This window comes from Polyangium sp. 15x6 (assembly GCF_029960785.1).
In the GTDB taxonomy this organism is placed as follows: domain Bacteria; phylum Myxococcota_A; class Polyangia; order Polyangiales; family Polyangiaceae; genus Polyangium.
The window spans coordinates 22,337-47,082 of sequence record NZ_JASBQE010000092.1; the positions used below are offsets into that span (position 1 = coordinate 22,337).

22 protein-coding genes and 1 pseudogene are annotated in these 24,746 nt (G+C 68.1%); 15 read left to right on the top strand and 8 right to left on the bottom strand.

Going from position 1 to position 24,746, the window contains the following annotated elements; translation table 11 throughout:
• Positions 1–171: 171 nt before the first annotated feature.
• Positions 172–2,082: a mucoidy inhibitor MuiA family protein gene (locus tag QHF83_RS41500; RefSeq protein ID WP_282423637.1), complete on the bottom strand. Its 1,911-nt coding sequence runs from the start codon at positions 2,080–2,082 to the stop codon at positions 172–174.
• 84 nt (positions 2,083–2,166) lie between these two features.
• Between QHF83_RS41500 and QHF83_RS41505 the strand changes: the two genes are divergently transcribed.
• Positions 2,167–2,694 carry a DinB family protein gene (locus QHF83_RS41505; RefSeq protein ID WP_282423638.1) on the top strand — a complete coding sequence of 176 codons (528 nt, stop codon included), beginning with the start codon at positions 2,167–2,169 and terminating at the stop codon, positions 2,692–2,694.
• On the opposite strand, the gene QHF83_RS41510 is transcribed toward QHF83_RS41505, so the two are convergent.
• The gene (locus QHF83_RS41510; protein ID WP_282423639.1) at positions 2,691–3,728 is read right to left on the bottom strand and encodes a hypothetical protein; all 1,038 of its coding nucleotides are present in this window, start codon (positions 3,726–3,728) and stop codon (positions 2,691–2,693) included. The two genes, QHF83_RS41505 and QHF83_RS41510, sit on opposite strands and share 4 nt — an antisense overlap.
• Positions 3,729–4,060: 332 nt before the next feature.
• On the opposite strand from QHF83_RS41510, the gene QHF83_RS41515 reads away from it, so the two are divergent.
• From QHF83_RS41515 to QHF83_RS41545, 7 genes are all read left to right on the top strand, one after another.
• Positions 4,061–4,882: a class I SAM-dependent methyltransferase gene (locus QHF83_RS41515; protein ID WP_282423640.1), complete on the top strand. Its 822-nt coding sequence runs from the start codon at positions 4,061–4,063 to the stop codon at positions 4,880–4,882.
• A gap of 185 nt (positions 4,883–5,067) precedes the next feature.
• Positions 5,068–6,420: a hypothetical protein gene (locus QHF83_RS41520; RefSeq protein WP_282423641.1), complete on the top strand. Its 1,353-nt coding sequence runs from the start codon at positions 5,068–5,070 to the stop codon at positions 6,418–6,420.
• 112 nt (positions 6,421–6,532) lie between these two features.
• On the top strand, positions 6,533–7,951 hold the full coding sequence (locus QHF83_RS41525; RefSeq protein ID WP_282423642.1) for a C1 family peptidase: 1,419 nt from the start codon (positions 6,533–6,535) through the stop codon (positions 7,949–7,951).
• 111 nt (positions 7,952–8,062) lie between these two features.
• On the top strand, positions 8,063–8,683 hold the full coding sequence (locus QHF83_RS41530) for a TetR/AcrR family transcriptional regulator (RefSeq protein WP_282423643.1): 621 nt from the start codon (positions 8,063–8,065) through the stop codon (positions 8,681–8,683).
• On the top strand, positions 8,680–10,104 hold the full coding sequence (locus QHF83_RS41535; RefSeq protein ID WP_282423644.1) for an amidase family protein: 1,425 nt from the start codon (positions 8,680–8,682) through the stop codon (positions 10,102–10,104). Before QHF83_RS41530 ends, QHF83_RS41535 begins: the two co-directional genes overlap by 4 nt.
• Positions 10,105–10,109: 5 nt before the next feature.
• Positions 10,110–10,922 (top strand): 2OG-Fe dioxygenase family protein, encoded by an 813-nt coding sequence (locus tag QHF83_RS41540; protein WP_282423645.1) that lies wholly within the window; start codon positions 10,110–10,112, stop codon positions 10,920–10,922.
• 51 nt (positions 10,923–10,973) lie between these two features.
• A complete protein-coding gene (locus tag QHF83_RS41545) occupies positions 10,974–11,978 on the top strand; it encodes an AraC family transcriptional regulator (RefSeq protein ID WP_282423646.1) in 1,005 nt (334 codons plus the stop codon).
• A 3-nt stretch (positions 11,979–11,981) separates the two neighbouring features.
• Here QHF83_RS41545 and QHF83_RS41550 read toward each other — a convergent pair whose 3' ends face one another.
• The gene (locus tag QHF83_RS41550) at positions 11,982–12,800 is read right to left on the bottom strand and encodes a metal-dependent hydrolase (protein WP_282423647.1); all 819 of its coding nucleotides are present in this window, start codon (positions 12,798–12,800) and stop codon (positions 11,982–11,984) included.
• A gap of 178 nt (positions 12,801–12,978) precedes the next feature.
• Between QHF83_RS41550 and QHF83_RS41555 the strand changes: the two genes are divergently transcribed.
• Positions 12,979–13,509 (top strand): MXAN_0125 family MYXO-CTERM protein, encoded by a 531-nt coding sequence (locus QHF83_RS41555; RefSeq protein WP_282423648.1) that lies wholly within the window; start codon positions 12,979–12,981, stop codon positions 13,507–13,509.
• A gap of 24 nt (positions 13,510–13,533) precedes the next feature.
• Positions 13,534–14,613 carry a hypothetical protein gene (locus QHF83_RS41560; RefSeq protein ID WP_282423649.1) on the top strand — a complete coding sequence of 360 codons (1,080 nt, stop codon included), beginning with the start codon at positions 13,534–13,536 and terminating at the stop codon, positions 14,611–14,613.
• Here the strand turns inward: QHF83_RS41560 and QHF83_RS41565 are convergent.
• Positions 14,595–16,100 carry a hypothetical protein gene (locus tag QHF83_RS41565; protein ID WP_282423650.1) on the bottom strand — a complete coding sequence of 502 codons (1,506 nt, stop codon included), beginning with the start codon at positions 16,098–16,100 and terminating at the stop codon, positions 14,595–14,597. The two genes, QHF83_RS41560 and QHF83_RS41565, sit on opposite strands and share 19 nt — an antisense overlap.
• 55 nt (positions 16,101–16,155) lie before the next feature.
• A complete protein-coding gene (locus QHF83_RS41570; RefSeq protein ID WP_282423651.1) occupies positions 16,156–17,115 on the bottom strand; it encodes an AraC family transcriptional regulator in 960 nt (319 codons plus the stop codon).
• Positions 17,116–17,239: 124 nt separating this feature from the next.
• Between QHF83_RS41570 and QHF83_RS41575 the strand changes: the two genes are divergently transcribed.
• The 3 genes from QHF83_RS41575 to QHF83_RS41585 are packed head-to-tail and all read left to right on the top strand — an operon-like array spanning position 17,240 to position 19,074.
• Complete coding sequence (locus tag QHF83_RS41575) at positions 17,240–17,683, top strand: nuclear transport factor 2 family protein (protein ID WP_282423652.1); 444 nt, start codon at positions 17,240–17,242, stop codon at positions 17,681–17,683.
• Positions 17,680–18,522, top strand: a complete 843-nt coding sequence (locus tag QHF83_RS41580; RefSeq protein ID WP_282423653.1) for an oxidoreductase — start codon at positions 17,680–17,682, stop codon at positions 18,520–18,522. Before QHF83_RS41575 ends, QHF83_RS41580 begins: the two co-directional genes overlap by 4 nt.
• Before the next feature lie 51 nt (positions 18,523–18,573).
• Positions 18,574–19,074, top strand: a complete 501-nt coding sequence (locus tag QHF83_RS41585) for a hypothetical protein (protein WP_282423654.1) — start codon at positions 18,574–18,576, stop codon at positions 19,072–19,074.
• A gap of 103 nt (positions 19,075–19,177) precedes the next feature.
• On the opposite strand, the gene QHF83_RS41590 is transcribed toward QHF83_RS41585, so the two are convergent.
• Both QHF83_RS41590 and QHF83_RS41595 read right to left on the bottom strand, forming a co-directional pair.
• The gene (locus QHF83_RS41590; protein ID WP_282423655.1) at positions 19,178–20,494 is read right to left on the bottom strand and encodes a lamin tail domain-containing protein; all 1,317 of its coding nucleotides are present in this window, start codon (positions 20,492–20,494) and stop codon (positions 19,178–19,180) included.
• Positions 20,495–20,598: 104 nt separating this feature from the next.
• Positions 20,599–21,795, bottom strand: coding sequence for a cytochrome P450 (locus QHF83_RS41595; RefSeq protein ID WP_282423656.1), 1,197 nt, complete (start codon positions 21,793–21,795; stop codon positions 20,599–20,601).
• Positions 21,796–21,930: 135 nt separating this feature from the next.
• Between QHF83_RS41595 and QHF83_RS41600 the strand changes: the two genes are divergently transcribed.
• Both QHF83_RS41600 and QHF83_RS41605 read left to right on the top strand, forming a co-directional pair.
• Positions 21,931–22,557 carry a hypothetical protein gene (locus QHF83_RS41600; RefSeq protein ID WP_282423657.1) on the top strand — a complete coding sequence of 209 codons (627 nt, stop codon included), beginning with the start codon at positions 21,931–21,933 and terminating at the stop codon, positions 22,555–22,557.
• A 24-nt stretch (positions 22,558–22,581) separates the two neighbouring features.
• Positions 22,582–23,385 (top strand): hypothetical protein, encoded by an 804-nt coding sequence (locus tag QHF83_RS41605; RefSeq protein WP_282423658.1) that lies wholly within the window; start codon positions 22,582–22,584, stop codon positions 23,383–23,385.
• 12 nt (positions 23,386–23,397) lie between these two features.
• On the opposite strand, the pseudogene QHF83_RS41610 reads toward QHF83_RS41605, so the two are convergent.
• Positions 23,398–24,746: pseudogene (locus tag QHF83_RS41610) on the bottom strand (hypothetical protein); the annotation flags it as partial.

Genomic DNA, 24,746 nt, shown 5'->3' on the forward strand with positions numbered 1-24,746 from the left:
CCCCTCGTCGTGGACGGCCTCTCGCGTGGATTTGGCCGCGAGCGTTCCGGGCCGCCTTGTCGTCCAGATGCGCTGGAATCCATAGGAAATGACTCCCTTGGCCGCAGCGGATCCATAAAGCGGTGGACGCTCATCGCCACCCCGCGGCGCCGTGCGCACCCGGCCGGCTGCTCAGAACTGCTGCTCGATCTCGATCAGCCGCTCCTCGAAATCCATCTTCTTGCGAGGGGCGGCGGGGCTCGGCGCGTGCGGCGCTTCCATTTGTTGCTTGCGCCGCACGTCGAACACGAGGGACGGCGGGTATTCGACCTGGTACGACACGCGGAACTCGCGCTCCTCGCGCGGCGCGAGCGTCACCTTGAAGCGAACGATCCCTCTCGCGTCCGGCTTCTCGTTCGGCGTGATCTTGACGTTGCTCACGCGAATGTCGCTGTTCTCCGAGACGGGGATACGCTCGGCGAGGACCACCGTGACGGGGCGATCCGAGAGGTTCTTCGCTTTGCTCACGAACGAGAGCTGCATGCGATTTCGCGCATTGCGCTGGAGCGAGCTCTGGTGTTTGTCGAGCTCCCGCGTCAGCTTGACCTGGTCGGCGACGCTGAAGAAAACGGAAAAATCCTCGTCTTTCGCGACGAACTCGATGTCGGTCATGCCGAGGAACGCGCCGTCCTGGTACCGCGCGACGCTGCCGGGCAGGAGCGGCTGGCTCGTCTTGTTGGCCATCTCCAGGGTGATGGCGGCATTGAGGGATTCTTCCGGGGCGGCGATGATGTGGCGCTGGGCCTTGATGCGGCTCGAGCCGATGCGCAGCCGGATCGAACGACCGTCCGAGCGGACGATCGCCGGATCCTTCGCGATGAAATGCGCCGTCGTGCCGCGCGTCTGCAGGCCCTGGAAGATCTGCACCGTCTTGCTCTGCACGCGCTCGAGCAGCGCCAGGTTCGACGAATAGGATTGCTCGAACTGCTCCACCTCGGAGATGCGCTGCGACGTCGCCTGGTTCATCCGGTTCCAGTGGCGGTTCTGCTCCTCGAATTTCTTCTGCGCGGAGCTGAACGACGTCACCTGCCGCGTCACGCTCCGGGTGACCTCCTGGGTCTTGCCGAGCGCCAGCATTTCGAGCTCGGGGATGCGCTCGCTGTCGGAGGAGGATTGCGTGGAGAACGAGAGCTCCGCGTGGCTCCAGTCTTCGCCCGTCGTCTGGGTGACCACGGCGAACGACGTGAGCTCCACCCAGTCGGGATCGGCCGCGCTCGCGCGCACCTCGTGCATCGGCTCCCACGTGGCGCCGGGCGTCGCGTACGTCAGCGTCAACGCCGCATTGCCGGCGGCGCTGCCTTGCACCGTCACGAGCACGGTCGTCTCTTCCAGCTTGGTCAGGCGGCGGAGCTCCTCGAGATTGCGGGCGCTCGCCTCCACGTCGGGGGCGAGCTGCTCGCGCGCGGCCTGCACCTCGCGCCGCGACGCGCTCGTCTTGCGAAGCGCCCCGGAGACGAAATCGATCACTTGCCCGTACGTATCGACCTTGATGTCGCGGGTGACGGCGTCCCCTTCGAGCTTCTGCACGGAAAACACCTTGATCGATTCGACGTGCTCTTGCTGCGCGTCCAGGATCGCGAGCTCGTCGTCGAGCGCTTGCAGCTTCCGGAGCAGCGCCTTGTGTTTTTCCTCGACCTTGCGAAACCCGTCATCGGTCGATCGTGCCAGAAAGCGCCGCTCGACGGCCACGTCCACGATCTTGCCGGCGCTCGTCGACGCCCGCACGGAGCCTTCGTCGACCCAGCCGGGCAGCTTCTTGAAACGAAAGACCGTGGGCTCGGTCGTGAGCGCCACGGCGGCCTCGCGGCTCACGAGCGCCCGATCGGAGTACACGGTCACCTTCGTGATACGCGACGCCACGCCTCGGTCGGCGGGGTCCTCGGCCGTATCGGCGACGGTCGCCGCCAGGGCGAACAAGGGTGGCGTGCTCGGCGGCGGATTTTCCGCGCGTGGCGTCACGGGCGAGGGCGTACTCGTGCACCCGAGGGCCGCGGAGAACAGGAGGGAGAGGGCGATCCACTTCGAAGGGAGGGGCAGCGTCATGGAGATCCCTACTGTACGAACGAGACGTGCCCAGGATCTATCCGAATGTGTGACCCGACCACCTGCACCGGCTACGATGCCGCCATGCTGCTACCGACGCTGCGCTACCAGCTCGACGTGTCGTGGTCCCTTTTGGCCCTTCACCTCGACGGCTTGACCGACGAAATGTGCCTGTGGGAGCTGGCGCCCGGGGCGTGGACGGTCCGGACGACGAACGGACGCTGGGTCGCCGATCTCGTCTTGCCCGAGCCGGATCCTCCGCCCACGACCACCATCGGCTGGGTGACCTGGCACATCGGCTGGTGGTGGACGGGGGCGCATGCCCATACGTTCGGCGCGCGACGCGGCGAGGCGCTCGACATGATCGAGCACGCGAAGACCGTGGACTGGCCGGGCAGCGCCGCGGGCGCCGCCGCGTGGCTGACCCGCCTGCGGGATCAATGGACGCAGGCGCTCGACGGTCTCACCGAGGCCGACCTGGACCAGCATATCGCGTGGTTCGACAAACCCTTGAGCCACGTGATTGCCTGGGCAAACATCGAGCTCATGAAAAATGCCGCCGAGATCGGCCAGCTGAAGCTCTTGTACAGGGCGCGAAACGGCCGCGCTTAGTTGGCGAACCAATCGCTCGGCCGCTGCCGCTGGGTCACGACGATACGCGCTTTCGTCCACTGGCCCGCGGTGGGCGCGAGGGTCCCCGAGCATTCGATGGGCCGACTCGACGAATGCTCGTACTCGTCCATGAGGTAAAGCCAGGCGGAGAACCCGCTTCCGCCCTTCCGCTCGACGTTGTGCGCTCCGTAGCCCGTCAGGCTGACGTCGACCGTCTGCGCTCGGCTCCCGCGGGAGCAGGCGACGCTGCCGCTGACCTTGAAATTCGAGCCGCTCGTCGTCCCCTCGTCGACCACGAGCCAGACGTTGTTGAACGCGTACCCCGTGCCGTCCCATTTGAACTGGACCTTGAAGGGTTTGTCCGGCTCGACGGCCACGCTCGCGACCTCGGTATCGGGGACGTGTAGTCCGCGGCCCTCCTCCTGATAAAGGAGATATCCGCCGACGCTCAACACGAAGAGGACCAGGGTGAAGCAGCCGGCGCCGAGGAAAAGGCCGACCCGGTTCACTTTCCCGGACGTGGCCGGCCGGACGCCTGGAAACGGGGCGCCTTGCGGGCCGGGAGGCGCTGCGCTGCATTCCGCGGCGGCCGCGGCGAGGAACGTCTCGGGGCTCATCATAGGGAGATCGGCGCCCCGGATGCGCATGAGCCCTCCGCCCGGCGCCTGCCGCCATTCGGCCCAGTAGGCCCGCTGCGCGCCGCCCTCGCCCTCGATTCCCCGCTCCATCACGAAGTAACGGGGCGGCTGGCCGCCCGCGCGCACGAGGGCGACGTAATGGCATTCCGTGGGCGCCTGCGGAGGCGGCAGGGGGATGAGGAGCGCCTCGACGCCGGGCGCGGGGTACATCGGCGTGATCGCGAGCGCCGAACCGTCAACGCGATCCTCGGGCCCGAGGCCCTCGCCGGCGGCGGCCCATGCTTGCTGCAGCATCGCGTTTCCCTGCGCCGCCGCGGCCGCCCACCACGCGGACGGGTCACGCAGCACGGCACTCATCAAGACCTGATGCGCAAAACGGTAGTGTTGTTGTCTCACCGCGGACCTCCTCCGAGCCGTACGTTGGCGCCCCTGAGGTCTCACGGGCCGGCCGTCGCGTCAATGGTTGCCATCGAGCGAACGGTCGGTCCGGGCAACACGCGGCTTCGAGGGCGCTGGAAATTCAAATAATGTGCGTTCTCGCGGCCAGGGCAACGGACCTCCGACGGGAATGTGCTTCTTTCACGAGGCAGGCGACCTTTTTTCGGACATCGGGCATCCTCCTCGTGAGGAGGGACGCCGCGGGACCGGACGATCCCCCCAGGGGATGCAACGGAGCCCGCTTCGCAGGCCCATGCGCGGCTGAGTCCCACCGCGATCACAGGACGACCATGACGACCGACGAAAAGGTAACTCTGCGCGAGGAGAAAGAGACCCTCCTCCTCACGGTGTACGGCAAGGCGGAAGAGAGCCGCATGCCCGATTCCCTCCTGCGTGATCGTTTCGCCGCGGAGGCCATCCGCCGGGTCGACTACGATTTCTCGAAGCTGAAGGTCCGCCGGGACGACATGATCTCCCTGGCGATACGCGCGCACATCCTGGATGGCTGGACGCGCGAATTCATCGCCCGCCACCCGGACGCCACCGTGCTGCACCTCGGATGCGGGCTCGACAGCCGGGTCTTCCGCGTCGACCCGCCCGCGAGCGTCCGCTGGTTCGACGTCGACTATCCGGAGGTCATCGCGCTGCGCCGTCGTCTTTATCCCGAGCGTCCGGGCTATACCCTCCTCGGCACGTCGCTCACGGATCCGCAATGGCTCGACGCGGTGCCGTCGGATCGTCCGGCGATGATCGTCGCCGAGGGCGTCCTCCCTTATCTCCGCGAGGACGAAGTGCCCCGCCTCTTCGATAGGCTCACGTCGCATTTCCCGGCGGGCGAATTCGGATTCGACTGCTACAGCCGCCTCGGTGTGCGGCTCCTCCGGCGACACCAATCGATCAAGGCAACCGGCGCCTCCGTGCACTGGGCCCTCGACGATCCCCACGAGCTCGAAGCTCGCATCCCGAAGCTCGTGTTCCTGGCGGAGGTCAAGAGCCACGATCCCGCGCAGCTCGCCAGGATGTCGAGGGGAATGCGCCTCATCAACCGCGTCTTCATGGCGATTCCGGCCCTCAGGAAGGTCGGACGGATGGTGCGATACAAGTTTGGCTAGACAAGCTAGAACCACGCCACGGCGTCGATGTCCTCCGCGCCGGCTCCTGGTTCGATTACGTCCCCCGCGACGAACGATCGTCCCTCCGTCTCCACAACGAGCCGGAGACTCGCCTATCCCGGCTCGGCTTCCGGTGCGCAGCAACCGCCACGTTGTCACGAGCGAATCGTGGTAACATCGGCGTCATGCGTGTGCAATCGTATCATCTTTTTTGGATAGGGGTCGTCACGCTCGCCGCCGCTGTGGGCTGCGGCGGGCAGACGAACGAAGTGGACGCGACATCGGTGGGCGCCGGCGGGGCTGGCGGAGGCGGGAACGGTGGGGCTGGCGGAGGCGGGGCCGGCGGAGCGGGAGGCGAGACGTGCGACGCGCTCGTTCCCCTTGGCGAGCCGGTCGTCGTCGATGGGCCATTGGACCAGTCCGCGCTCTCCCCGAAGCTCGTGCGATCGGGCCTCGACGCGAAGACCGTGGTGCTCGCTTTCGTGGGCGCGCCGGTCGGGGGGCCCGCGGGCGCTTTGAACGACATTCACCTCCGCTTTCTTCTGGATCCCTGGAGCACGTGGCCGCCGACCGAGGGGTCGAATGTCGCGCTGGCCGACGCGCAAGGGCCCTTCGTGATATCCGAGGGCGCAGGCATCGAGGTCGCCACACTCCGCGGCACGAGCGCTGGGCCCGTGCGATATCAGGTCATCCCCAGCCTGGACATGGGGTTCCCGTCCTTCCCGTCCTCCTCGCTCCCGCCCGACGCGACCCAGGCAGCCCTCCTCCGAATGCATCCCGGGGGGCACATCGTCGGATATGGGCGCCCCCACGCCGGAGATACGATAGAGCTCCTCGTCGGGCTCGGCCATCACGACCAGAAGCCCACCGCGGAGGGATTCACGCCCATCGGCTGCACGAAAACCTCCGTGCTGATGGACGCCGTCCATACGGAGAAAGGGACGCTCGTCGGCTTTGCGAGCAATGACGAGTCGCCGAGCGCCAAGGGCTGCACGGGCTCGCTCGGGGCCGCGACGAGGGTCGCCGTCGCCCGCGTCACCGATGGGAGCCCGGTCGGCACCGAGCTCGCCGCGACGACGCCCGACAATCCGGCGTGGATCATGGGGCTCGCCATGGCAGGCCGCAACGACGGCGCGTGGGTGACCGTGGGGCGATCGGGTTGGATTGAGGCGACGGCCACGATCCTGGCGCACTTGCTCGACGCGGCAGGGGCCTCGGTGGCAGCGCCGTTCAACTTGGCGGGATCGAGTGACCTCAATCCGGATTCCGTCGGCGCCAGCAGCATGGCCGGCGATCTCGTCGCCGCGTGGTCCTACGGCGGGCTGCCGCCCGACCGTATCGAGGTGAAGCGCATCAACGCCGCGGGCGCGGTCGTGGCCACCGCGATGATCGAAGCAAACCCCAGCCTCTCCCAGCCGATCGCCGTCCTTGGATCCCCCACGGGCGACGCCGTGCTCCTCGCGTATTCGTCGATCTCGCCGGTGGACCAGACTGCACGTATCCATCTCCAGCGGCTCGGTTGCGTTCCTGCGCCCTGAGCGCGCCCCCAGGCGGGCGCATTTTTTTTTGCTATCCTCCTCCTCGGTGACCGTTGTAGAGAAGTCACAATGGTCGCGGGGGCTCACTCCCGCGGAGCGAGGGACAGCCGCAATGAACACGTTCAATTTCACACAAGCCGACGGCTCGTCACGGGCCGTCGTCGGATATCGGTATGCGCCGCCCAAGGCTGCGGCGAAGCGTTACGTCGCCGGCCGCGGCAATCTCTCGCGGTTGCCCCCCAAGGTCGATCTCCGGCCGTTCATGTCGCCGATCGAGGATCAGAAGAACACGAACAGCTGCGCCGCCAACGCCACGGCGGGCGCCTACGAGTACCTCGTCAAGCGCCACCTGGGCGAAGACGCCTACGACGTGAGCCGCCTCTTCATTTATTACAACGGCCGCGCCGTCGACGACCCCGAGAACATCGAGGACGAGGGCAGCTTCCTGCAATCCGTCATCGCGAGCCTCGAGGCGCACGGCGCGTGCTCGGAGGAGACCTGGGCCTTCGATGTCGAGGCCGTCAACGAGCAGCCCTCGGACGAGGCGTACCAGGAAGCCGCGCACTTCCGCATCGAGGACACCGAGCTCGTCCCGACGAACCTCGAGGCCTGGAAGACGGCGCTCGCGGAGGGGCACCCGATCATCTTCGGCGTCAAGCTCTTCTCCTCGTTCGACAAGCACAAGAAGGCGGGCCTCGTCCCCGTCCCGACCCCGCGGGAGACCGGGCGCGAGAGCCACGGCGGACACGCGATGCTCTGCGTCGGTTATTCGGACCCGGACCAGGTCTTCATCGTCCGCAACTCCTGGGGACCGGAATGGGGCGACAAGGGATATTGCTACATCCCTTATCGGTACCTCATGAACGAGGAATACAACTTCGGCGACTCGTGGATCATCAAGCGTATCGACGTCCTGCCGCCCGACGAGGAGACCTGGTCCGACGACGAGGAGTCCGTGCTGGAGGACGTATCGAGCGTCCTCGCCCAGCTCGACGAGGACGAATATACGAGCCTCCTCGACCGCATGGGCGACGTTCCGCTCGAAGTGCGGCTCTCGCTCCTCTTCTTGTGCGCCGCGGGCGCGGACGGGGACATCGCGGATGACGAGCTGCGGGCCACGGCGGAGTACGTCACGCCCGTGCTCGAGCAACTCGGCTCGCGGCAAAGCGCGGAGAAGGTGCTGCGCAATGCGCTGCGCCGCCTCGATGACGAGCAGCTCGTGGAGGAAACCATCGAGATCCTCGGCGAGGTCTTCTCGCAGGAGGTGCTCGCCTCGATCGCGTCCCAGCTCCAGGAGATCGTCGGCTCCGACGACGACGTCTCCGAAGAGGAGCAGGGCTTCGTCGACGCCGTCGTCGAGCGCTGGCAGATCGAGCCCGCGGAGGACGAGGGCGACGAGGACGACGAGGAGGAGGACGAGGGCGACGAGGACGACGAGGACGACGAGGAGGAGGACGAGGAGGACGAGGGCGACGAGGAGGAAGACGAAGGCGACGAGGAAGAGGACGAGGACGAGGAAGAAGACGAGTAGCCAGCCCGAGACCACGCTCGGCGAAAAGTGAACGCCTCGTTCACTTTTCGCCACCCCATCCTTGACGTCGTCCTAAAGTGAACGTACGGTTCACTCAACAGGGCGGACGACGTGGCACGACAGCTCAACGAACAGGTACGCGAACGGGTATTTCGCGCGGCGGCGGAGGTGTTTGCCGAGGCCGGGTACCAGGGCGCGACGATGGCGGCCATCGCCACCCGCGCCGGGGTCTCGACCGGCAATATCTACCGGTATTTCGAGCACAAGGATGCACTGTTTTACGCGGTGCTGCCGGACGAGTTCGCGGCGCAATTCCTCCGGCTCACCCGCAGGCGCGTGCAGGCGCTCGTGCGCGCGCCCGTGCCCACCGAGCTCGATGCGGGCGCGGAGGAGCGCGGCGAGGAGCTCCTCCGTTTCTGGATCGAGCATCGATTGAAGGTGATCACGCTGCTCGACCGCGCCCAGGGCTCACGGCACGAGGGATTCGCCGAGGCATTCGTGCGGGAGCTCATGCGCCCCTCGCTCGCCAAGCTGCGCGTCGATGCGCCAGAGAGGCGGGTGAGCCCCATCGCGCGTTTCGTCCTCCAAACCATCTTCCGCAACACGGTCCGCACGATCGTGTCGATCCTCGAAGCCCACGCGGACGAGGCGCAGATCCGCAAGGCGTTTCAAGGGTTCTGGAGTTATCAGCTCGCCGGTTTGTCCGGATTTACCAAATGGGTACAGTCATGAGCCAAGATCTCTGGGAGCTCGACGCGGTCGGGCAGGCGGCCCTCGTGAAGTCGGGCGAGGTGAGCGCGCTCGATCTCGTGGACGCGGCCATCGCGCGTATCGAGAAACTCGAACCCGTCGTCCACGCCGTGGCCAGCGTGGACTTCGACGCGGCCCGCGAAAAGGCCCGATCACGGCCTTCGGGGCCGCTCGGCGGCGTGCCGTTCCTCATCAAGGACGTCCTCGCGTATCCCGGGCACAAGTTCACGTTGGGCTCGCGCCTCTTCCGCGATTACATCGCGCCTGCGGGGTCGCCTTATACCGATCAGCTCGATGCCGCGGGGCTCGTCACGCTGGGAAAAACCACGACGAGCGAGTTCGGCCTCCTCGGCAGCACGGAGACGCTCCTCGCGGGGATCACCCGCAATCCGTGGGATCTCACGAAATCGGCCCTGGGCTCGTCCGGCGGCGCCGCGGCCGCGGTCGCGAGCGGAATGGTGCCGATGGCGCACGCGAGTGACGGCGGCGGATCGATCCGGATCCCCGCGTCCGCCTGCGGCCTCTTCGGCTTCAAGCCGGGGCACAGGCGCTGCGTGACCACGGGGCAGGTCGACACGTTCGAGCTCGTCATCGATCATTGCGTGAGCCGAACCGTGCGCGACAGCGCGCTCCTGTTGTCGCTGACGGAGGACCCGGACGCGCATCCGCGGGTCGGATACGTGGATCGCCCGCTCGATCGAAAGCTGCGCATCGGCGTGTATTCGACGACGCTCCTCGGCCGGGCGCCCGATCCCGAGGTGATGCGTGCTCTCTCGCAGACGATGCGGCTCTGCGCCGACCTTGGGCACGAGGTGGTGGAAGCGCCGCCGCCGCCCGTCGACGGCGTGCTGCTCTCCGAGGCGTTCTTCGATTCGGCCGGCGCCGCAATGCACGAGATCGTCCGCTCCATGGAGAGCATGCTCGGCAGGTCCATCGGCGAGGACGACCTCGAGCTCTTCACCCTCGCGCTGATCCACCATTCTCGCAGCTTGCCCGAGGGCGCCGAGGCGCGCGCGAAGGCCACGGTTGCCCACGCGTCCGCGCGAATGCTCTCCTACATGGAAAGCTACGACGTCCTCCTGTGCCCGACCCTCCCCGTGGCGCCGTACGATCTCGGCACGCTCGCGCCGCATCTCGATCGTGAGCTCCTCATTCGCCGCACGGAGGTGCTCGCGGGGTACACGCCCATCTACAGCATGGCGGGTGTCCCGGCCATGTCCGTGCCGCTCGGCTCCTCGGAATCGGGCCTGCCGCTCGGCAGCCATTTCGCCGCGCCGCTCGGACAGGAGGCGACCCTGCTCGGCCTCGCTTATCAGCTCGAAGCGGCCGCCCCGTGGCGGCATCGCTGGCCCGCCGTGACGATCGCGGCGCGGGAGCGCGCCTCCGCGGCCGTGCTAGGGTAGCGCCCATGTCGCCTGCCGAGTTCGAACCGCCGATCACCCCAGCCTCCGACATCGTCGAGACGGTGCGAAGACAAGGGTTCGCCGTCGCGAGTTCGTCCTGGGCCCAGGGCCTCACCGGCGCGCCGCGCCCCGATTGGGCAAAGATAGCCGCGGAATGGGACGACATGCCGCTCGACCCGTACCTCAAGGACGGCGGGCACTACCGACGGCGCCGGCACGCCTCGTTCATCGTCGACGAGGCGTCTTGCCGGCTCGTCCCGCACCGCGCGCACTTTCAGCCTCTGCAATACAATGCGCTCCACGGCGGCATGGAGCGCTGGTTCGAGCCGATGCGGCAAGATATGATCGGGCAGCCGTTCTGGTCCGACTTGCTCACATCCCTCGCGCGGGTTTGCTCCGAGATCAAGCGTCCTTCTTCCGTTCCACGCTCGGGGGCTACGCTCGGACAAGCCGAGCTACGCCCCCGAACCCCCTGGTACGTCGAAGCACACCAGTTCCGGATCGACACGAGCGAGGGAATCGGGCGGCCCACGCCCGAGGGCGCGCATCGCGACGGCGTCGACTTCGTCGCGCTCTTCCTGATCGGGCGCCACGGGATTCGCGGCGGCGAGACCCGCGTCTTCGATGCGCGTGGCCCGCAGGGGATCCGCTTCACGCTCACCGAGCCCTGGTCCTTCCTCTTGCTCGACGACGAACGCGTGATCCACGAGTCCACGCCGATCCAGCCGCTCCTCGGCGGAGAATCGGGGACGCTGCCTCACGGGCATCGCGACACGTTGGTCCTCACGTACCGCAGGAATGGGTTTCAGGACCGGTGAACCCGCGCGCGCCTCTTGACAGAGGCGGCCCTGTTCGATTCTCTTGCGTGCATGGGCGCGGGTAACGCGAGCGGAGATCTGCCGGCGGCGTACGCGCTGCACCTGGTCGATCTCGCGGCGCGATGGGGCGTCGCGCCCGACGAGCTGCTCTCCGGCCTCGGGCTCACGCGTGATTCCCTGACGAACCCGGCGGCTCGGATATCCCTGGAGACCACGGGCACGCTCGTGAAGCGGGCGACGGCGCTCACCGGAGAGCCGGGGCTCGCCGTTTTCATGGGCCTGCAGATGCGCCTCTCGTCGCACGGGTATCTCGGCTTCGCCGCCATGACGGCCGGGACGATCCGCCAGGCGATCGCGCTCGCCATTCGTTTCGTCCCCACCCGCACCACGGCGCTCGCCTTCCACCTGCACGTCGAGGGCGATACGGCGTCCCTCGTCTTCGAGGAGCGCGCGCCGCTCGGCGAGGCGCGGGAGTTCATTCTCATCGCGCTCATGATGGGCATTGCCCGGATCGGCCGGGACATCACGAAGCAGGAGCTCGGGGGGGACGCGTACTTCGCGTTCGCCGAGCCCTCTTATTTTTCGCGGTTTTCACACCTCGCGCCGGGGCGGATTCATTTCGGGCAGCCCTCGAACCGCATCGTCTTCGCCTCCTCGGTGCTCGATTTGCCCCTCGACATGGCCGATCCGGTGGCGATGCAGCTCGCGCGCGAGCAATGCGAGCGGGAAATGCAGGCCCTCGGGCGGGATGATCGGACGGCGGCGAAGGTCCGCGAGCTCTTGCCGCTGCCGGAGGGATATCGCTCGCTCGAGGAGATCGCGCAGCACCTCGGCGTCTCGCCGCGCACGCTCAAGCGGCGCCTCGCCGACGCGAATACCTCCTATTCAGAGATCCTCGACGAGCTCCGGCAGGAGCGCGCCATGCTCCTCCTCCGGGACGAGAGCCTCTCGCGCGAGCAAATCGCCGAGCGGCTCGGCTACTCCGACGCGGCGAACTTCGCGCGCGCCTTCCGGCGCTGGACCGGACGAACCCCGGGCATGCTCCGCAAACCGTGACCTTTACGGCGAGGTCGCGGCTCGATACGAGGCCTTCCAGCGATCGAGCTCCTCCCTGTTATCCATGTCCCAGGGATGGAAGCTAGGCCGGTAGTAATCGAGGTAATGCAGAAACAGCTTGAACATGCCGCCCGGGCGGAAGAATAGGAAATCGACGAGCGACACCCATTCCCGGGCCGAGAAGAGAATCCCGTTTTCGTGCATGAGCCGCGCCTGGTGCTCGATCACCTTCGCCCAGAAGATCAGGGTCGTCGGGATCATCAGGGCACAGCGCTCGAACGCGTGGCCGCCCGACGCGAGGTAGACGTCGAATGCGACGGCCTTGTGCTCGTTCTCTTCGGCGGCATGCCAGCGCCAGAGCGCGGCCATCTCCGGGTGCGCGCCTTCGAGGAGGCGCGGATCACCGAGGATGAAATGCCCCATCAGCGCGGTGAAATGCTCGAGGTTACACGTCACCGCGAGCCGCCAGCGCGGAGGCAAGAGCTTCGTCGCGCGGCGGAGGATGCGCTCGACCCGCTTCTCCATCGCGTCGATCGGATACCCCTCCTTGCGCAGCATCTCGTTGTACCGGTCGTGCTCGCGGCCATGAATGCCCTCCTGGGCGACGAAGGCTTTGATCTCCGCGAGGAGCCGGGGATCTCGGACCCTGTCCCGATGGGCCTTCACGGCCGCGATGAAGAATCGCTCGCCCGCCGGGAAGAAGATGGAGAGGTTGTCGAAGAAGAGCGTGACGGCCCGCCGCTCTCCGTGCCAGAAACGCGGGATCCGCTCGTCGGTCTCGAACCGCAGGTTCCGAACCTCGATCGTCGGGGAAACGGACATGGCTCACCTCGTACCGGGACATGCGGATCGTGACACGATGCGCCAAGCGTCGGCAGGTTCGCGCGTGCCAGATCCGTGTCATCTGGGGCCACGGCGGAAGGTCGGCGGCAAGCTGGCTTGCGAGACGGAGCGCTTCGCCGGGGTTTCGTGGTAGGGTCGCGTGCACGGAGGTCTTGTCATGAAATTGCTTGCGTTCGCCATTCCTCTCGCCGTTGCCTTCGTCCTCGCCCCGCGCGCCGCGCACGCCGGCTGCCCCCAGGCTGCCGGTGATGGATGCGATGCCATCATCAAGATCGAAGCTCGCCTCGAAGGCGCGCCCGCCTGCGCCCGCCTCGACCAGATCGAGCCCGAGAACGGCTGCGTTTGTCACGGCACGGTCTCCTTCGTGAACAATTGCGCCTTCGACATCGTGGCCCAGGATTTCTCGTTCGGCAGCGACAAGACCCTGATCCTCGCCGGCGAGACGGCCTTCCTCAACGTCGAGGGGAGCCCCTCGGACGACGCCGTGGGCGGACCGCCGGGCGTCCATCACGACGAGCTGAACCTCCAGGCCGACGGGCAGGCCTTCAAGCTGATCGTCGATTACACCGTCGAGCACCGCGTGCTCGAGACCGGGTGCAGCGTGTCCGGCGCCGATCGGCCGGGCCTCGCCGGCGCGGGTCTGGGCCTCGCCGCGCTTCTTTTCGCGCGTCGCCGCCGGGCTCGTTGAGGCTGCGGAGGAGGGACGGGCACCATGCGAATCGGAATGCGCATCTTCATGATCGCGCTGCTCCTCGTCGCGGCGCAGGCCACCGCCGGCTGCTCCGGCGGCGGGAACAGCGGAACGGGAGCGGGCGGCGCCGGAGGAACGGGCGGGGTTGGTGGAATGGGCGGCGCCGGCGGCATGGGAGGCGTGGGCGGCGCCGGAGGAACGGGCGGGGTTGGTGGAATGGGCGGCGCGGGGGGCGGTGATCCCGGGCCGAGCGTCGATACGACGAATCCGCAGCTTTACAAGGTCTCCTTCAAAGCGGACCAGGCGGATGCGGCGGCGACGCAGGCCCTCGGCACGCAGCTCGCGCACCTCGATACGCGGGTCACGCCGCGGGGGCAGCTCGTCGTGTATCTGCACGGCGCGGGCGCGCCTTCCACGTGTGGATCGAATGCCCACGGCGAGGTGCTCGCGGGCCTCGGCTTCCACGTGCTCGGCCCCTGCTACCTCAGCGATTACGGCGTGGGGAACTGCGGCGACGACATCGAGGGATGCCGCCTCGAAGCGTTCGACGGCACGGATCACCACCCGTTCGTCGACATCGCCCCGCCGGACAGCATCGAGACGCGTATCGTCAAGGGGCTCGCCTATCTCGCCGAGCAAAACCCCCAGGGCGACTGGACGTATTTCGTCGACGGCGACAAACCCCGCTGGGACAAGATCGTCATCTCGGGGATTTCCCACGGCGCGAGCACGTCCGCGGTCATCGGAAAACACAGGCTCGTCCACCGCGTGGTGAGCCTCTCCGGGCCGCTCGACAGCAACCAGGCCTGGCTGAAAGCACCGTCACTCACGCCCATCGATCGGTTCTATGCCCTCTCCCACACGGCCGATTCGCAGCACCCGGGGCATTTGAAATCCTTCGAGGATCTCGGCCTCCCCGGCATGCCGATCTCCGTCGACGGAGCGATGCCGCCCTACGGGGACAGCCATCGCCTCCTTTCGTCCGCCGAGACGAGCGACGGCCACGTCTCCACGCAGGCCGGCGGCCCCTCGCCGAAGGACGCGGACGGGAACTACGTGTTCCTGCCAGTCTGGACCTACCTTTACACCGGATCGCCCTGAGCGTTCCTGCCACATCGACGCGCCTCGCCCGCCCGCGTCTCGAGCGCGAGGCAGCGTCGCATGGCCTCCAGGAAATATCGATCTCCGAACGAGAGGGATTGCTGCGGCCCTCCGTAGGACGTGGATCCGCGCGCCAGAATGCCTCGGTGGGGAGAATCCACCGCGAGATAGGCGAGCTTGCCGTCGGGGGCGCGGAAGGTGAGCAGGGAATGCAGGATGTTCTCGGCGGCGCCGAGATACCGCTCCCGCAGGCCGGGATCGTCGACGAGCGCGCCGAGTTCGAGCAGACCCGAAGCCGCAATCGCGGCAGCGGACGAGTCCCGCGCCGTGAACGCATGCGTGCCCGGCCGCCGGTCGCCGAGGACGCCGTCGCCGTTCGCGTCGTTCCAGGGCCCCTCGGGCTCCCCGAGCGCCGCGTCGAAATCGCTGGGCGGAACGAAGTCGCTGGGGACGTGGTTGTAGGGATCGCGCGTGTCGTTCGGCAGGTGCGCAAGGAAATAGTCGGCGACGCGTGTGGCCGTTTCGAGGAACCGTGCCGGCTCGACCGAGGGATCGTCCCTGGTGAAGCGATAGACCGTGGTGAATCCGTGAAGGGCCCATGCCTGACCGCGTGACCACGTGGATTCCGCGGCAAAACCTTGAACACTGATTTTCTTGTGGATCCGACCCGCCCCCGGGCCCGCGCCCTCCCCGTGCTGGACGATGTGGTAGGTGCTGCCGTCGGTGCGAATGTTCTCGGCCATCACCGTCTTCGCGTGGGTCACCGCGTGCTCGTAGAGCATGCGCAGCGGCCCGGACCCGGGACGACCGGCGAGGTCCCAGGCGAGCAAGGGAAGCTCGACGTTCATCATGCTGTCGATGTACACGGGGTAAGGCGCGAGGTAATCGTTCGAGAGCGGGAACGCTCGGTAGGCCCCGACCTTCGTGGAGCCCGCGTCGAAGAGCCGATCCAGCGAGAACGCGCTTCGCTCGATTGCGGTCCGCGCGCGTCCCCGCCAAACCCCGCCCGGATCGTCGCGCTCGTCCAGCACGGAGAGCGCCTCGCCGAACGTCGAGAGGAAACGAAAACCGAGATCATGGTCGATCGCGTCATTTTCCAGCGTCGCCATGTGAGACGTCCACGCGAGCGCCGCTTGTCGCATCCGCGGATCACGCCCGTGGCGATAGAGCTCCCACACCACACCCGGGAAAAAGCCGCTGCGCCAATCCTCGACGGGCTTCTGCACCCAGCTCCCGAGGTTGGGCGGCGAAGGCTTGGTCACGACTGGGTAAAGCGAGGCGAAAGAATCGGGAGCCGCGCCCGCGAGCTCGTCGATCGTGGCGCGCGTCCGTTCCTGGGCGAAGACGAACGCGTCGTCGATTCGTGGGCGAAGCGGAGATGCGGCAGATTCGCTCGGCGGCTCCTCGGGCACGCACGTCGGGAGCGTGAGGCATAACGCGGCGATGACCGGGAAAATCCGACGGAGCCGGCCTTGGGGCTCGTGCATGCCTCATGTCTCGTGCTCCGGGGGGCCGGCGTAAAGCCGCCGAGTGCCTCACGAATCAGCGAGAAATCGCGGCGCTCTGCCCGGAGCCGAAGGTATCCGCCCCTGCGCGTCGCGCCGCGTGCGCGAGCCTGTGCTCCCGCGGGCCCTGGCCGTGGGCGCGCGTAAAAGCCCGCGTGAAGGCCGCTTCGCTATCGTAGCCGACGCGCGCCGCGATCACCTTGATGGGCAGCGTCGTCCCCGCGAGCAGCGCGGCCGCGCGGTCGAGGCGCAGGCGGCGCACGTAGCTCCCGAGCGGCTCGCCGAGCAGGGCGGTGGCGCGCGCCGCGAACGCCGAGCGCGAGAGGCCGACCCGACGCGCGAGCTCTCCGAGCTCCCAGTTCTCCTCGGGCGCGGCCCGCACCTCGGCGAGCGCGGCCGCGATGGGCTCGTCCTGCAGCGCCTCTCGGCCGGGAAGCGGCGAGGCCAGCGTGCGGAGCGCGCAAGCAAAGAGCGTGTGCCCGAAGGCCTCCACGATTCCGTCGCGTAGCGGCGGCGAGAGATCGGGCGCCTCGGCGAGCAAATGCAAGGTCTCACCGAGCCACCGGGACAACCCCGGATTCGAGCCCTGGAGGTGCACGAGCGAGGGCAGGAGCGAGAGCCACGGCGCGCCCGCGGCGTCGAAGCGTAGATCCACGATGACGAGGCGCGTCTCGGGCGGCGCCTCGGTGCGTATCGTGGTCGGGCCCGTGGGCCGGAGGGCCTTGCAATAAACGTCGGAGAAGCCCGAGAGCGAGGTCGTGGGTTTGTCGCGGATCGAATGCGCGTCGCCGCGGGGCAAGAAGACGAGCTCGCCCTCGCGGAGCGCGAGCCGCTGATCCTTCTGGCCGACCCAGCCGCCCCCGCGCAGGGCCGCGTAGACGCGCGCCTTGCCTTGCGAGGGGAGCTGTTTTCCCCATCGCTCGCCGAGATCGGCCTGCTGCACCTCGGTTCCTTGCAGGCGGAGCGTCCGTGCCAGCTCGTCGAAGGCTGCCGACATGCCGGGGAGCCTAGCGTGGAGGCGCCGGGACGTCACGCGTGGACGCGCGGGCATGTGATCCGGACGCGCGGCAAAGCCCTCTGCCGTTACCTTCTGGGCATCCCTCGAACGGAGGAGGTTTCCCATGACGAGTATCGGACATCGTGACGCCGCGCAGGCCCTCGACGAGCACCTCGCGCTCATTTCCCAGGACATCCAGCGCTGGATCGATCTCTTCGCGGACGACGCGGTGGTCGAGTTCCCTTACGCCCCGCCCGGGCTGCCGGCGCGCCTCGAAGGCAAGGCGGCGATCGACGCGTATTTCCGCCCCACGCCGCAGACCTTCGTTGGCCTCACGTTCAGCAACCTGCGCCGGTACGTCACGACGGACCCCGACGTGGCGCTGGCCGAGGTGCACGGCACGGCGTTCCTCCCCGCCACTGGTAAGCGATACGAGCAGGACTACATCATGGTGCTGCGAACGAAGGAGGGGAAGGTCGTTCATTATCGCGAATACTGGAACGTCGGGCTCGCGCTCGAATCGTTTGGCGGGACGGACGAGGTGCGCAAGGCCGTGGGTGCGCCATGAGCGGCCATATTCTGATCACGGGCGGGACCGGGAACACCGGTCGTCGGATTGCAGCGCGCCTCGGCGAACTCGGTGTGTCCGCGCGCGTGGCGAGCCGCGCGGCCAGCGGCGGCAATCACGTCGTGTTCGACTGGGCCGACCCCTCGACCCACGGGCCCGCGCTTTCGGGCGTGGATCGGGTGTATCTGATCGCGCCGGGGATGGTCGAGGATCCTTCCACGCTGATGCTGCCGTTTCTCGAACGTGCCCTCGCGAGTGGGGTCGGGAGGTTCGTCCTTTTGAGCTCGTCCGCCATTCCCGAGGGCGCTCCGGGGCTCGGCACGGTGGAGCGATTTCTGCGCGAACGCGCGCCGGGCTGGGCGATCCTGAAGCCCTCGTGGTTCATGCAGAATTTCGTCGATTCGCGACACCCGCACGGGGCGAGCCTGATCGGCGAGGGAAAGGTGGTCACCTCGACGGGCGCGGGGCGGGTCGGATTCGTGGACCCGGACGATATCGCGGAGGTCGCCGTGCGCGCGCTCGTGGACGAGGTGTCGCATGACACGGCGCACGTGATCACCGGGCCGGAGGCGCTCGCTTATGCGGACGTGGCGGCGATCCTGGAGCGCGTCACCGGCAGGCCGATGCGGCACGTACACGTGGACGACGACGAGGCCCGGCGCCGGCTCACGGCCGCAGGCATGCCGGAGCCGTATGCCGCGCTGCTGATCGGGCTCGACGTTGCCATCCGGGGAGGCGCGGAAGGCCGCGTCACGGATACGGTCCTCCGCGTCACCGGGCGGGCGCCGCGTTCGTTCGAGGCGTTCGCGCGGGCGCACGCGCAGGTCTTTCGGGGCTGAGCCACGAGGGCGGGGCAGGTCGACAATCGGCTTCAATCGAGCGGGCACGTCGTGAGCGCGGCGAAGGCGCACGCGGAGCAGGTGGCCGCGAGGCTCGCGGCGCGCGCGGTCTCCGTGCAAGGGGCGGATACGAAAGCGACGAAGGATCTTTTCCTCGTCCTCTTCGAGTTTTTGTCGGATGCCCTCTGCGCCTCGGCCCAATCGCTCGACGTGGCCGAGCTCCGCGTCGTCGCGGCGCGCGCCGACGACGTGGGCCTGCGCGAGGCGCGCGACATCAAGAAGGCCAATACGCGGGCGAAGGCGCTCGCCGACATGCAACGGGAGGAGCTGGAGCTCGCCGATCAGCTCGGCCGGCGCGATCAGCAAGTGCTCGCCTGGGTGGAGGACCATCAAGGCATTGCCGATACGCTGATCGGGCTCTTCCGGCTCGCTGGCCGAAAAGACCTGGCCGAGCGCGTGAGGCCGACGAGCCGGGCGCTCGCCGGAGAGGAAATCACGCCGGCCGAGACGACGACGAGCGAGGAGCCGTCGGGCGGGCCTGTGCCGGGGTGAAACGGGGGCCGGTGACCCAGAGCGATCGTTGTATTGCCGCCCCGGGGCTGCTCGCCCCATTTCCGGGGTCCAGTCCATCGCGGGGACGGGGCTCTGCGTGGGCTCAAGGGCGAAAACGGACGGCCTCGCCCCGCCGGGTGGGGCCGTAGCTCGCCGCGGCGACGAGCGTGTTCCGGTCATAAAGGAGGATGGTCCCGCCGCGATTGCCGAGCGCCATGCCCCCGTCGACGTCGCGGCGCAGCTCGACCTCGAGGTCCTCGCCCGCACCGAGCGTCCCTCCGAGCGGCGCGGAGCGCGCCATGCGATCCCGCAAGGCCCAGCCCGAAAGCTCGATTTCCTCCGAAGACACGTTGCGCAGGCGAATCCATTCCGTCCCGCTGTCCGGGTGAGGCATCGCCTCCTCGATGACGACCGGCCCCTCGTTGCGCAGAGCTGCTCCCACGGGCCGGATCACGACAGGGCCTTCCTCCAGCGCGTCGGCCCTGCCGTCCCCGACGAAGACCGGATAAAGCGATCGAATGTGGTCGCCGGGGGAGCCGTCTTCACGGATGTTGCGGCAAAGGACGAGATCGTAGGTCTCGTCATGGATCCGGATGCGCCGCCGGATGCCCTCGAAGAGGCCGGCCACGCTCTCGTGGAAAGCGACGGCGCCGATGGCGAGGTCGAACGCGGGGCTCGTGCCGACGAAGAATCCGCCGATCTTCTTGAACAGCTCGGCCCGCATCGTCCCCGATAGGTCGAAATAGTACGAGAGCATCTGGAGCGTCACCGAGCTCGGCGCCGAGCGAGGGTCGGGGTGGCGCACGCCGCACTGATACCCCAGATAGTTCACGCGCCGGTGGGACTCGTCCAGGTAAAACTTGATCCACGAATGGTACCCGGAGAGCTCGCCCAGCGCCTGGGCGTCGCGGCGTGGATCGTACCGGCCTTCCCCCACGAAGACGTGCTCGAACCCGGAGGCGTCCGAAAGGACACGGCCGCCGTAATGGTTCGTGTAGGTCCGAAACCACAGGTCCCGCAGGTGTTCCTGGAGAGACGCCTCGGAAAGCGCGTGCCCGAGCTCCTCGCGAATGTACACGAGCGCGCGCTGCATCACGGGCGTCTGGGCGATGGTTCGAAGGAAATCGTGGATCTCCCGCCCTTCTTCCGGCGTCTCGATCTCCGGGGCGTACGGGTCGGGGATGTAATTGTCGAGGAGAGTGACGAACGCCGCATACGTCGGCCTCTGGAGGACGGTCGGATCGACGTAGGCGAAGAGCGGGCGCGTCGCGAGATCGATGTGGCGCTTGCCGGATGCGCAGCCCTGGAGATCGAGCTTCACGTGGGCGTCCTCCGGGATCCACGTGTCCTCGGCCGTTCGGGCCGCGACGCGGCATCCCTCGTGCGCCTGATCGAGATCCCATAACTCCTCGTAGATCATAGAGCCCCCTCGGAAATATCTATGGCCGAGGAGGCCCGGCGGCCATCCCACCCGAGCGCCCGTCCCGCGCTGGAATTACGAGAGATCCTGGCGGGACCACGCGTTCAGGCGGAATGCAGCACGATCGGGAGCGAGCCGGGGCCACGCACCAGAAGCGTGCGGTGCCAGGCCATGGGCTCGGGGCCGGGCGAGATGCCGCGCGCGCGATCGAAGAGCGCCTCCAGGGCGAGGCGCCCTTCCATGCGCGCGAGCTGCGCGCCGAGGCAGAAGTGCACGCCGTGCCCGAAGGGCAGGTTTTTCGGGCCGGGCCGCTCCAGGTTGAATTGGTCGGGGTCCGGGAACTGGGATTCGTCGCGGTTCGCCGAGCCCGTCATGACGAGCAGCGGCGCGCCTTTGGGCAATTTCACGCCGGCGAGCTCCACCTCCGTGGTCGTCGTGCGCGGCACCGCGTGGAGCGGCGGCTCGTACCTGAGCACCTCGTCGATGAACGCGGGGATCCGCGAACGATCCGCGCGGAGCTTCTCCCAGAGCTCCGGCCGTTCGAGGAGGACCACGAGCGACGCGCCGAGCATGTTCACCGCGGTCTCGATGCCGCCCACGAGGAGCAGGGTCATGAATGCGATGAGCTCGTCCTGCGTGAGGGCCTCGCCGTCGACCTTGGCCGCGAGCAGGTCACTCACGAGATCCTCGGCGGGCGCGCGCCGGCGCTCCTCCAAAAGCTCGCCGAAATACCGCCGCAGGTCCGCCACCGCGCCCCGCGCGAGATCTTTGCGATCGTGTTCGTCCGGACGCACCGTGGTCACGCCGCCGGTGATGAGGTCCGCCCATCGCTTGAGGCGCGCGTGCAGCGAGGGGGGAAGCCCCATCAGGTCGCCGATGACGAACGCCGGGATTCGCAAGGCGTAGGGCGGCATGACGTCGACGGGCTCTCCGAGCGGCAGCTCGGCGACTGCCTGCTCGGCAAATGCTCGCACGCGCGGCTCCATTCGCGCCATGGCGAACGTGCCGAAGGCCCGCGAGACGAGGGCTCGCAGCCGCCCGTGCTGGGGCGGATCCATGGTGATCATCGAATCGGCAAACGGGTTTCCGCCGAGCCACGGCGGGTTCACCGCCAGGCCAAAGCCGCGTGAGGAAAAGAGCTCGGGATTCTTGAGCACGAAGATGACGTCCTCGTGCCGCGTGACGGCCCACATGCCGCCCGGATCCACTTGACACACGGGAGCGTTGCGGCGCATGTCCGCATAAACCGGATAAGGATCGTTCCTGAACTCCGGGGAGAGCACGTTGTAACGAACGGTCATGAAGTCCTCCGAAGAAGGGGGGCCCATGATACCGCGCCAGGGCGTTCTGGGTCGGCGAAAACGTGCGTTGCGAGGGCATGGGCGCGCGCCCACGTGGTTCGGAAGGGGAACGGGTCGCTACGCGTTGGCGCGGCGATGAGCGAGCCCCGCCGGACCGGAGACCCCACGAAGACGCTCGTCGCGCTGGCCGCCGCGTTTGCCCTGGCCGCGAGCGCCTGCTCTCGCCCTGCGTCGCGATCCGACGACGTCGCGGTCGCGCCCGAGCCCGTCGCGTCCGCGGAGGTGCCTGCGCCGCCTCCCGAGGTTTCTCGGGTCACCGACAACCGCATCCTGCTGCACGACCTCGCGTCCGGACAAACCAGCGAGATCGCCAGGAATGGCACGTGCCTGAGCTTGTGGTCCCCGGTCTTCGCGTTCGACGATCTCGTCCTGCTCGACGCGCGTGGGTACGAGATCCCGCGGTATACCCACACGAGCGTCTGCGGCGTCGACCTCCGGAAAAAATCGCCCGTGGTGAACACCGTCGCGAGCGGGACCGATTGCGTGACGGCCATTCGCTCCGGGCCCCACCGGGGCCACCTCTACGCCGAGGGGTATCGTAGCCCCGGCCCCACGGAGTATTTCGCGATCGTCGATCGCTCCGGCCGCGCCGTCCGCGAGCTCGAAGCTTCGGCCATCACCGAGGATCCCCCCGAGGGCCCGGTCGCCCAGACCGGGGCTTTCTGTCGTCCTCCGCGGCGGCTCGATTTCGAGAAAAAGTGAGCCCGCCGTGATAGAGTGCGGACGATGCTCCGCCACCATCGCCTCGTTCTCGGCGCCGCGCTGTCCGCATTTTGTTTGAGCTGCAACGTCATCTCGCCACCGCCGCTTTTGCCGAATCTCGCGCGGGTCGCGCCGAACGAGCCCGGCGACACGCGGATCATGCTCGTCGTGGGGCTCGGGGCGGGGGTCTGGGTCGACGGCGGGGTCGGTGCCGAGCTCAGGGTCGAATCGCAAGTGAACGAGTGGGCGACCGTGGGCGGCGGGCTCTCGGGCGCGCTGAATCTGGAGCACGACGAACCCGAGCCCGGCTTCATCGTACGAGCGCGGCACAGCCATCCGCGCTGGCTTTATGGTCTGCGGACGTGGGGGCGGTTCAATCCCGGCGAGCTCGATTGGCTCGCGCTGAAGGCAGGCGCGGGGATCGCGGGCACGAACAAGGGGACGGTCGCGTTGACGCTCGATGGAGCCCCGCTGTTTGGCCATTCGTTCGAGGTCGGCGGCGAAGCGGGGAGCGCGCCCTGGCAGGTGAGCCCGTATGGCGGGCCCGTCGTGGCCCTGTCGGTGCCTTTGCGGCAGGGGGAAAACATCATGAACCAGCGGATCAATCTGGGGCTCGGGCCCGATATGCACACGACGAGCCATATCGAGCCCATCCCCTTCACCACGACGTTTTTCGTGGGCGCGCAAGGAGGGCTCGCCGTGGACGCGCCCGGCGCCCCTGCCTGGACAGGGGCGCTCGAGCTCCTCACGTTGCTCGGTATCTCCGACACCCACGCTGCGGTGCTCATGGGCATTGCCACGGGGCAGGGCGTGCGCGTGCGCCCGTGAGCGGGCGAGCCTTCAGCGCTTCGGCCGGCCCGCCACGGTGCGCGCGAGCGCGAGCACGCGGAGCGCGACGATCTGCGATTCGCTCTGATCTTGCTGCGGCACGGCCTCGACGATGAGGCGGGCCGAGAACCTCGAAAAGAGCGGCAGCTTCTTCGAGAGATCGAGCGGCAGGTAGGTCGGGATGCCCTTGTCCGCCATCGGGCCGTGGAGGAGCGCACGGATCCATTCGGCGCCCGAGAGCTCGCGTTTCTGGTACTTGCGTTGTTCGAGCAGGACCCGCCGTGAATGCACGTCGAGGTAATCGGGCGGGAGCATGCGGTTCGCCTTGGCCCACGCCTCGCGCACGCGGAGCGACAAATTCGCCGCCACGTCGGCGGAGCTCCCGAGCGGCGTGCCGAGCGCCTCGTTCGCGAGATCGAGCGTCTCCTTGAGCTTCTTGTCGCCCACCGCGAGCGGCGCGGCGGCGCTCGAGAGGACCTTGAGGACCTCGATCTCGTCGAAAGGCAATTCGAGCTCCCCCGCCACGACGAGGAGCGGAGGTTCGAGCACGCCGTCGTCGTTGACCGATGAGAAGAGCGCGTTCTCCACGTCGAGCGTGGGGATTCCGCGCGTGAGGACCCTCGAGACGCGGGATTTGTCCTCCTTCGCTTTTTCTTCCGGGGTCTTTTCTTTCTTGCGCTCGGGCTTCTTGCGAGGCTTCGGCGGCGGAGCTTCCAGGTCCTCGTCGTTCCACGGGTCCTCGGACGCTTCGCTTTCGGGTTCTTCGGGCGCCGCGGGCGCCGCCGGCTCGAAGAGCGGCTTCCACGCCTCGTTTTCGGGAAGACGCGGGGGAAGCTCGGCGGCGAACCACAGGAGATCGACGAGAAAACCCGCGGGCGCAGGTGTAGCTGCGGGTGGCGTGATTGCGGGTTTGTCGCGCCGCTCTCTTTCGCGGTCGTCCTCCGTGGGCGCCGTGGCGGCGGCATTGGAGGCCTCGGCCGCGCCGAGGAAGGCAGCCGTGGCGAGGACGCGTGGATCACTCTTCCCGGGGCGGGGACGATCCTTTTCGAGTGGCGCCGGCGGAGCCGCGGGCGGCGGGGGCTCGGGCGCGGGGCGCGCCTTTTGCGCCGCGAGCACCGCCGCTTGTCCCACCGTGGTCCCGGATGGCCGCGTGACGGGCGGCGGCTGTATCGGGAGGGCGGGCGCGGGCGGCGCCGAATGCGGGACGACGACGCCCGGGAGCGACGGGACCTGCGGGCGCGGCGGCGCGGGCGCGAGGTGCGTCTGCGGCGGCGTCGGAATGGGCGGCGGCGCCACGATGGGCGGCGGGGCCGGGGCCGCAGGTTCGGCCGGGCGCCGGAGCTGCGTCATCGGCGGCGGCG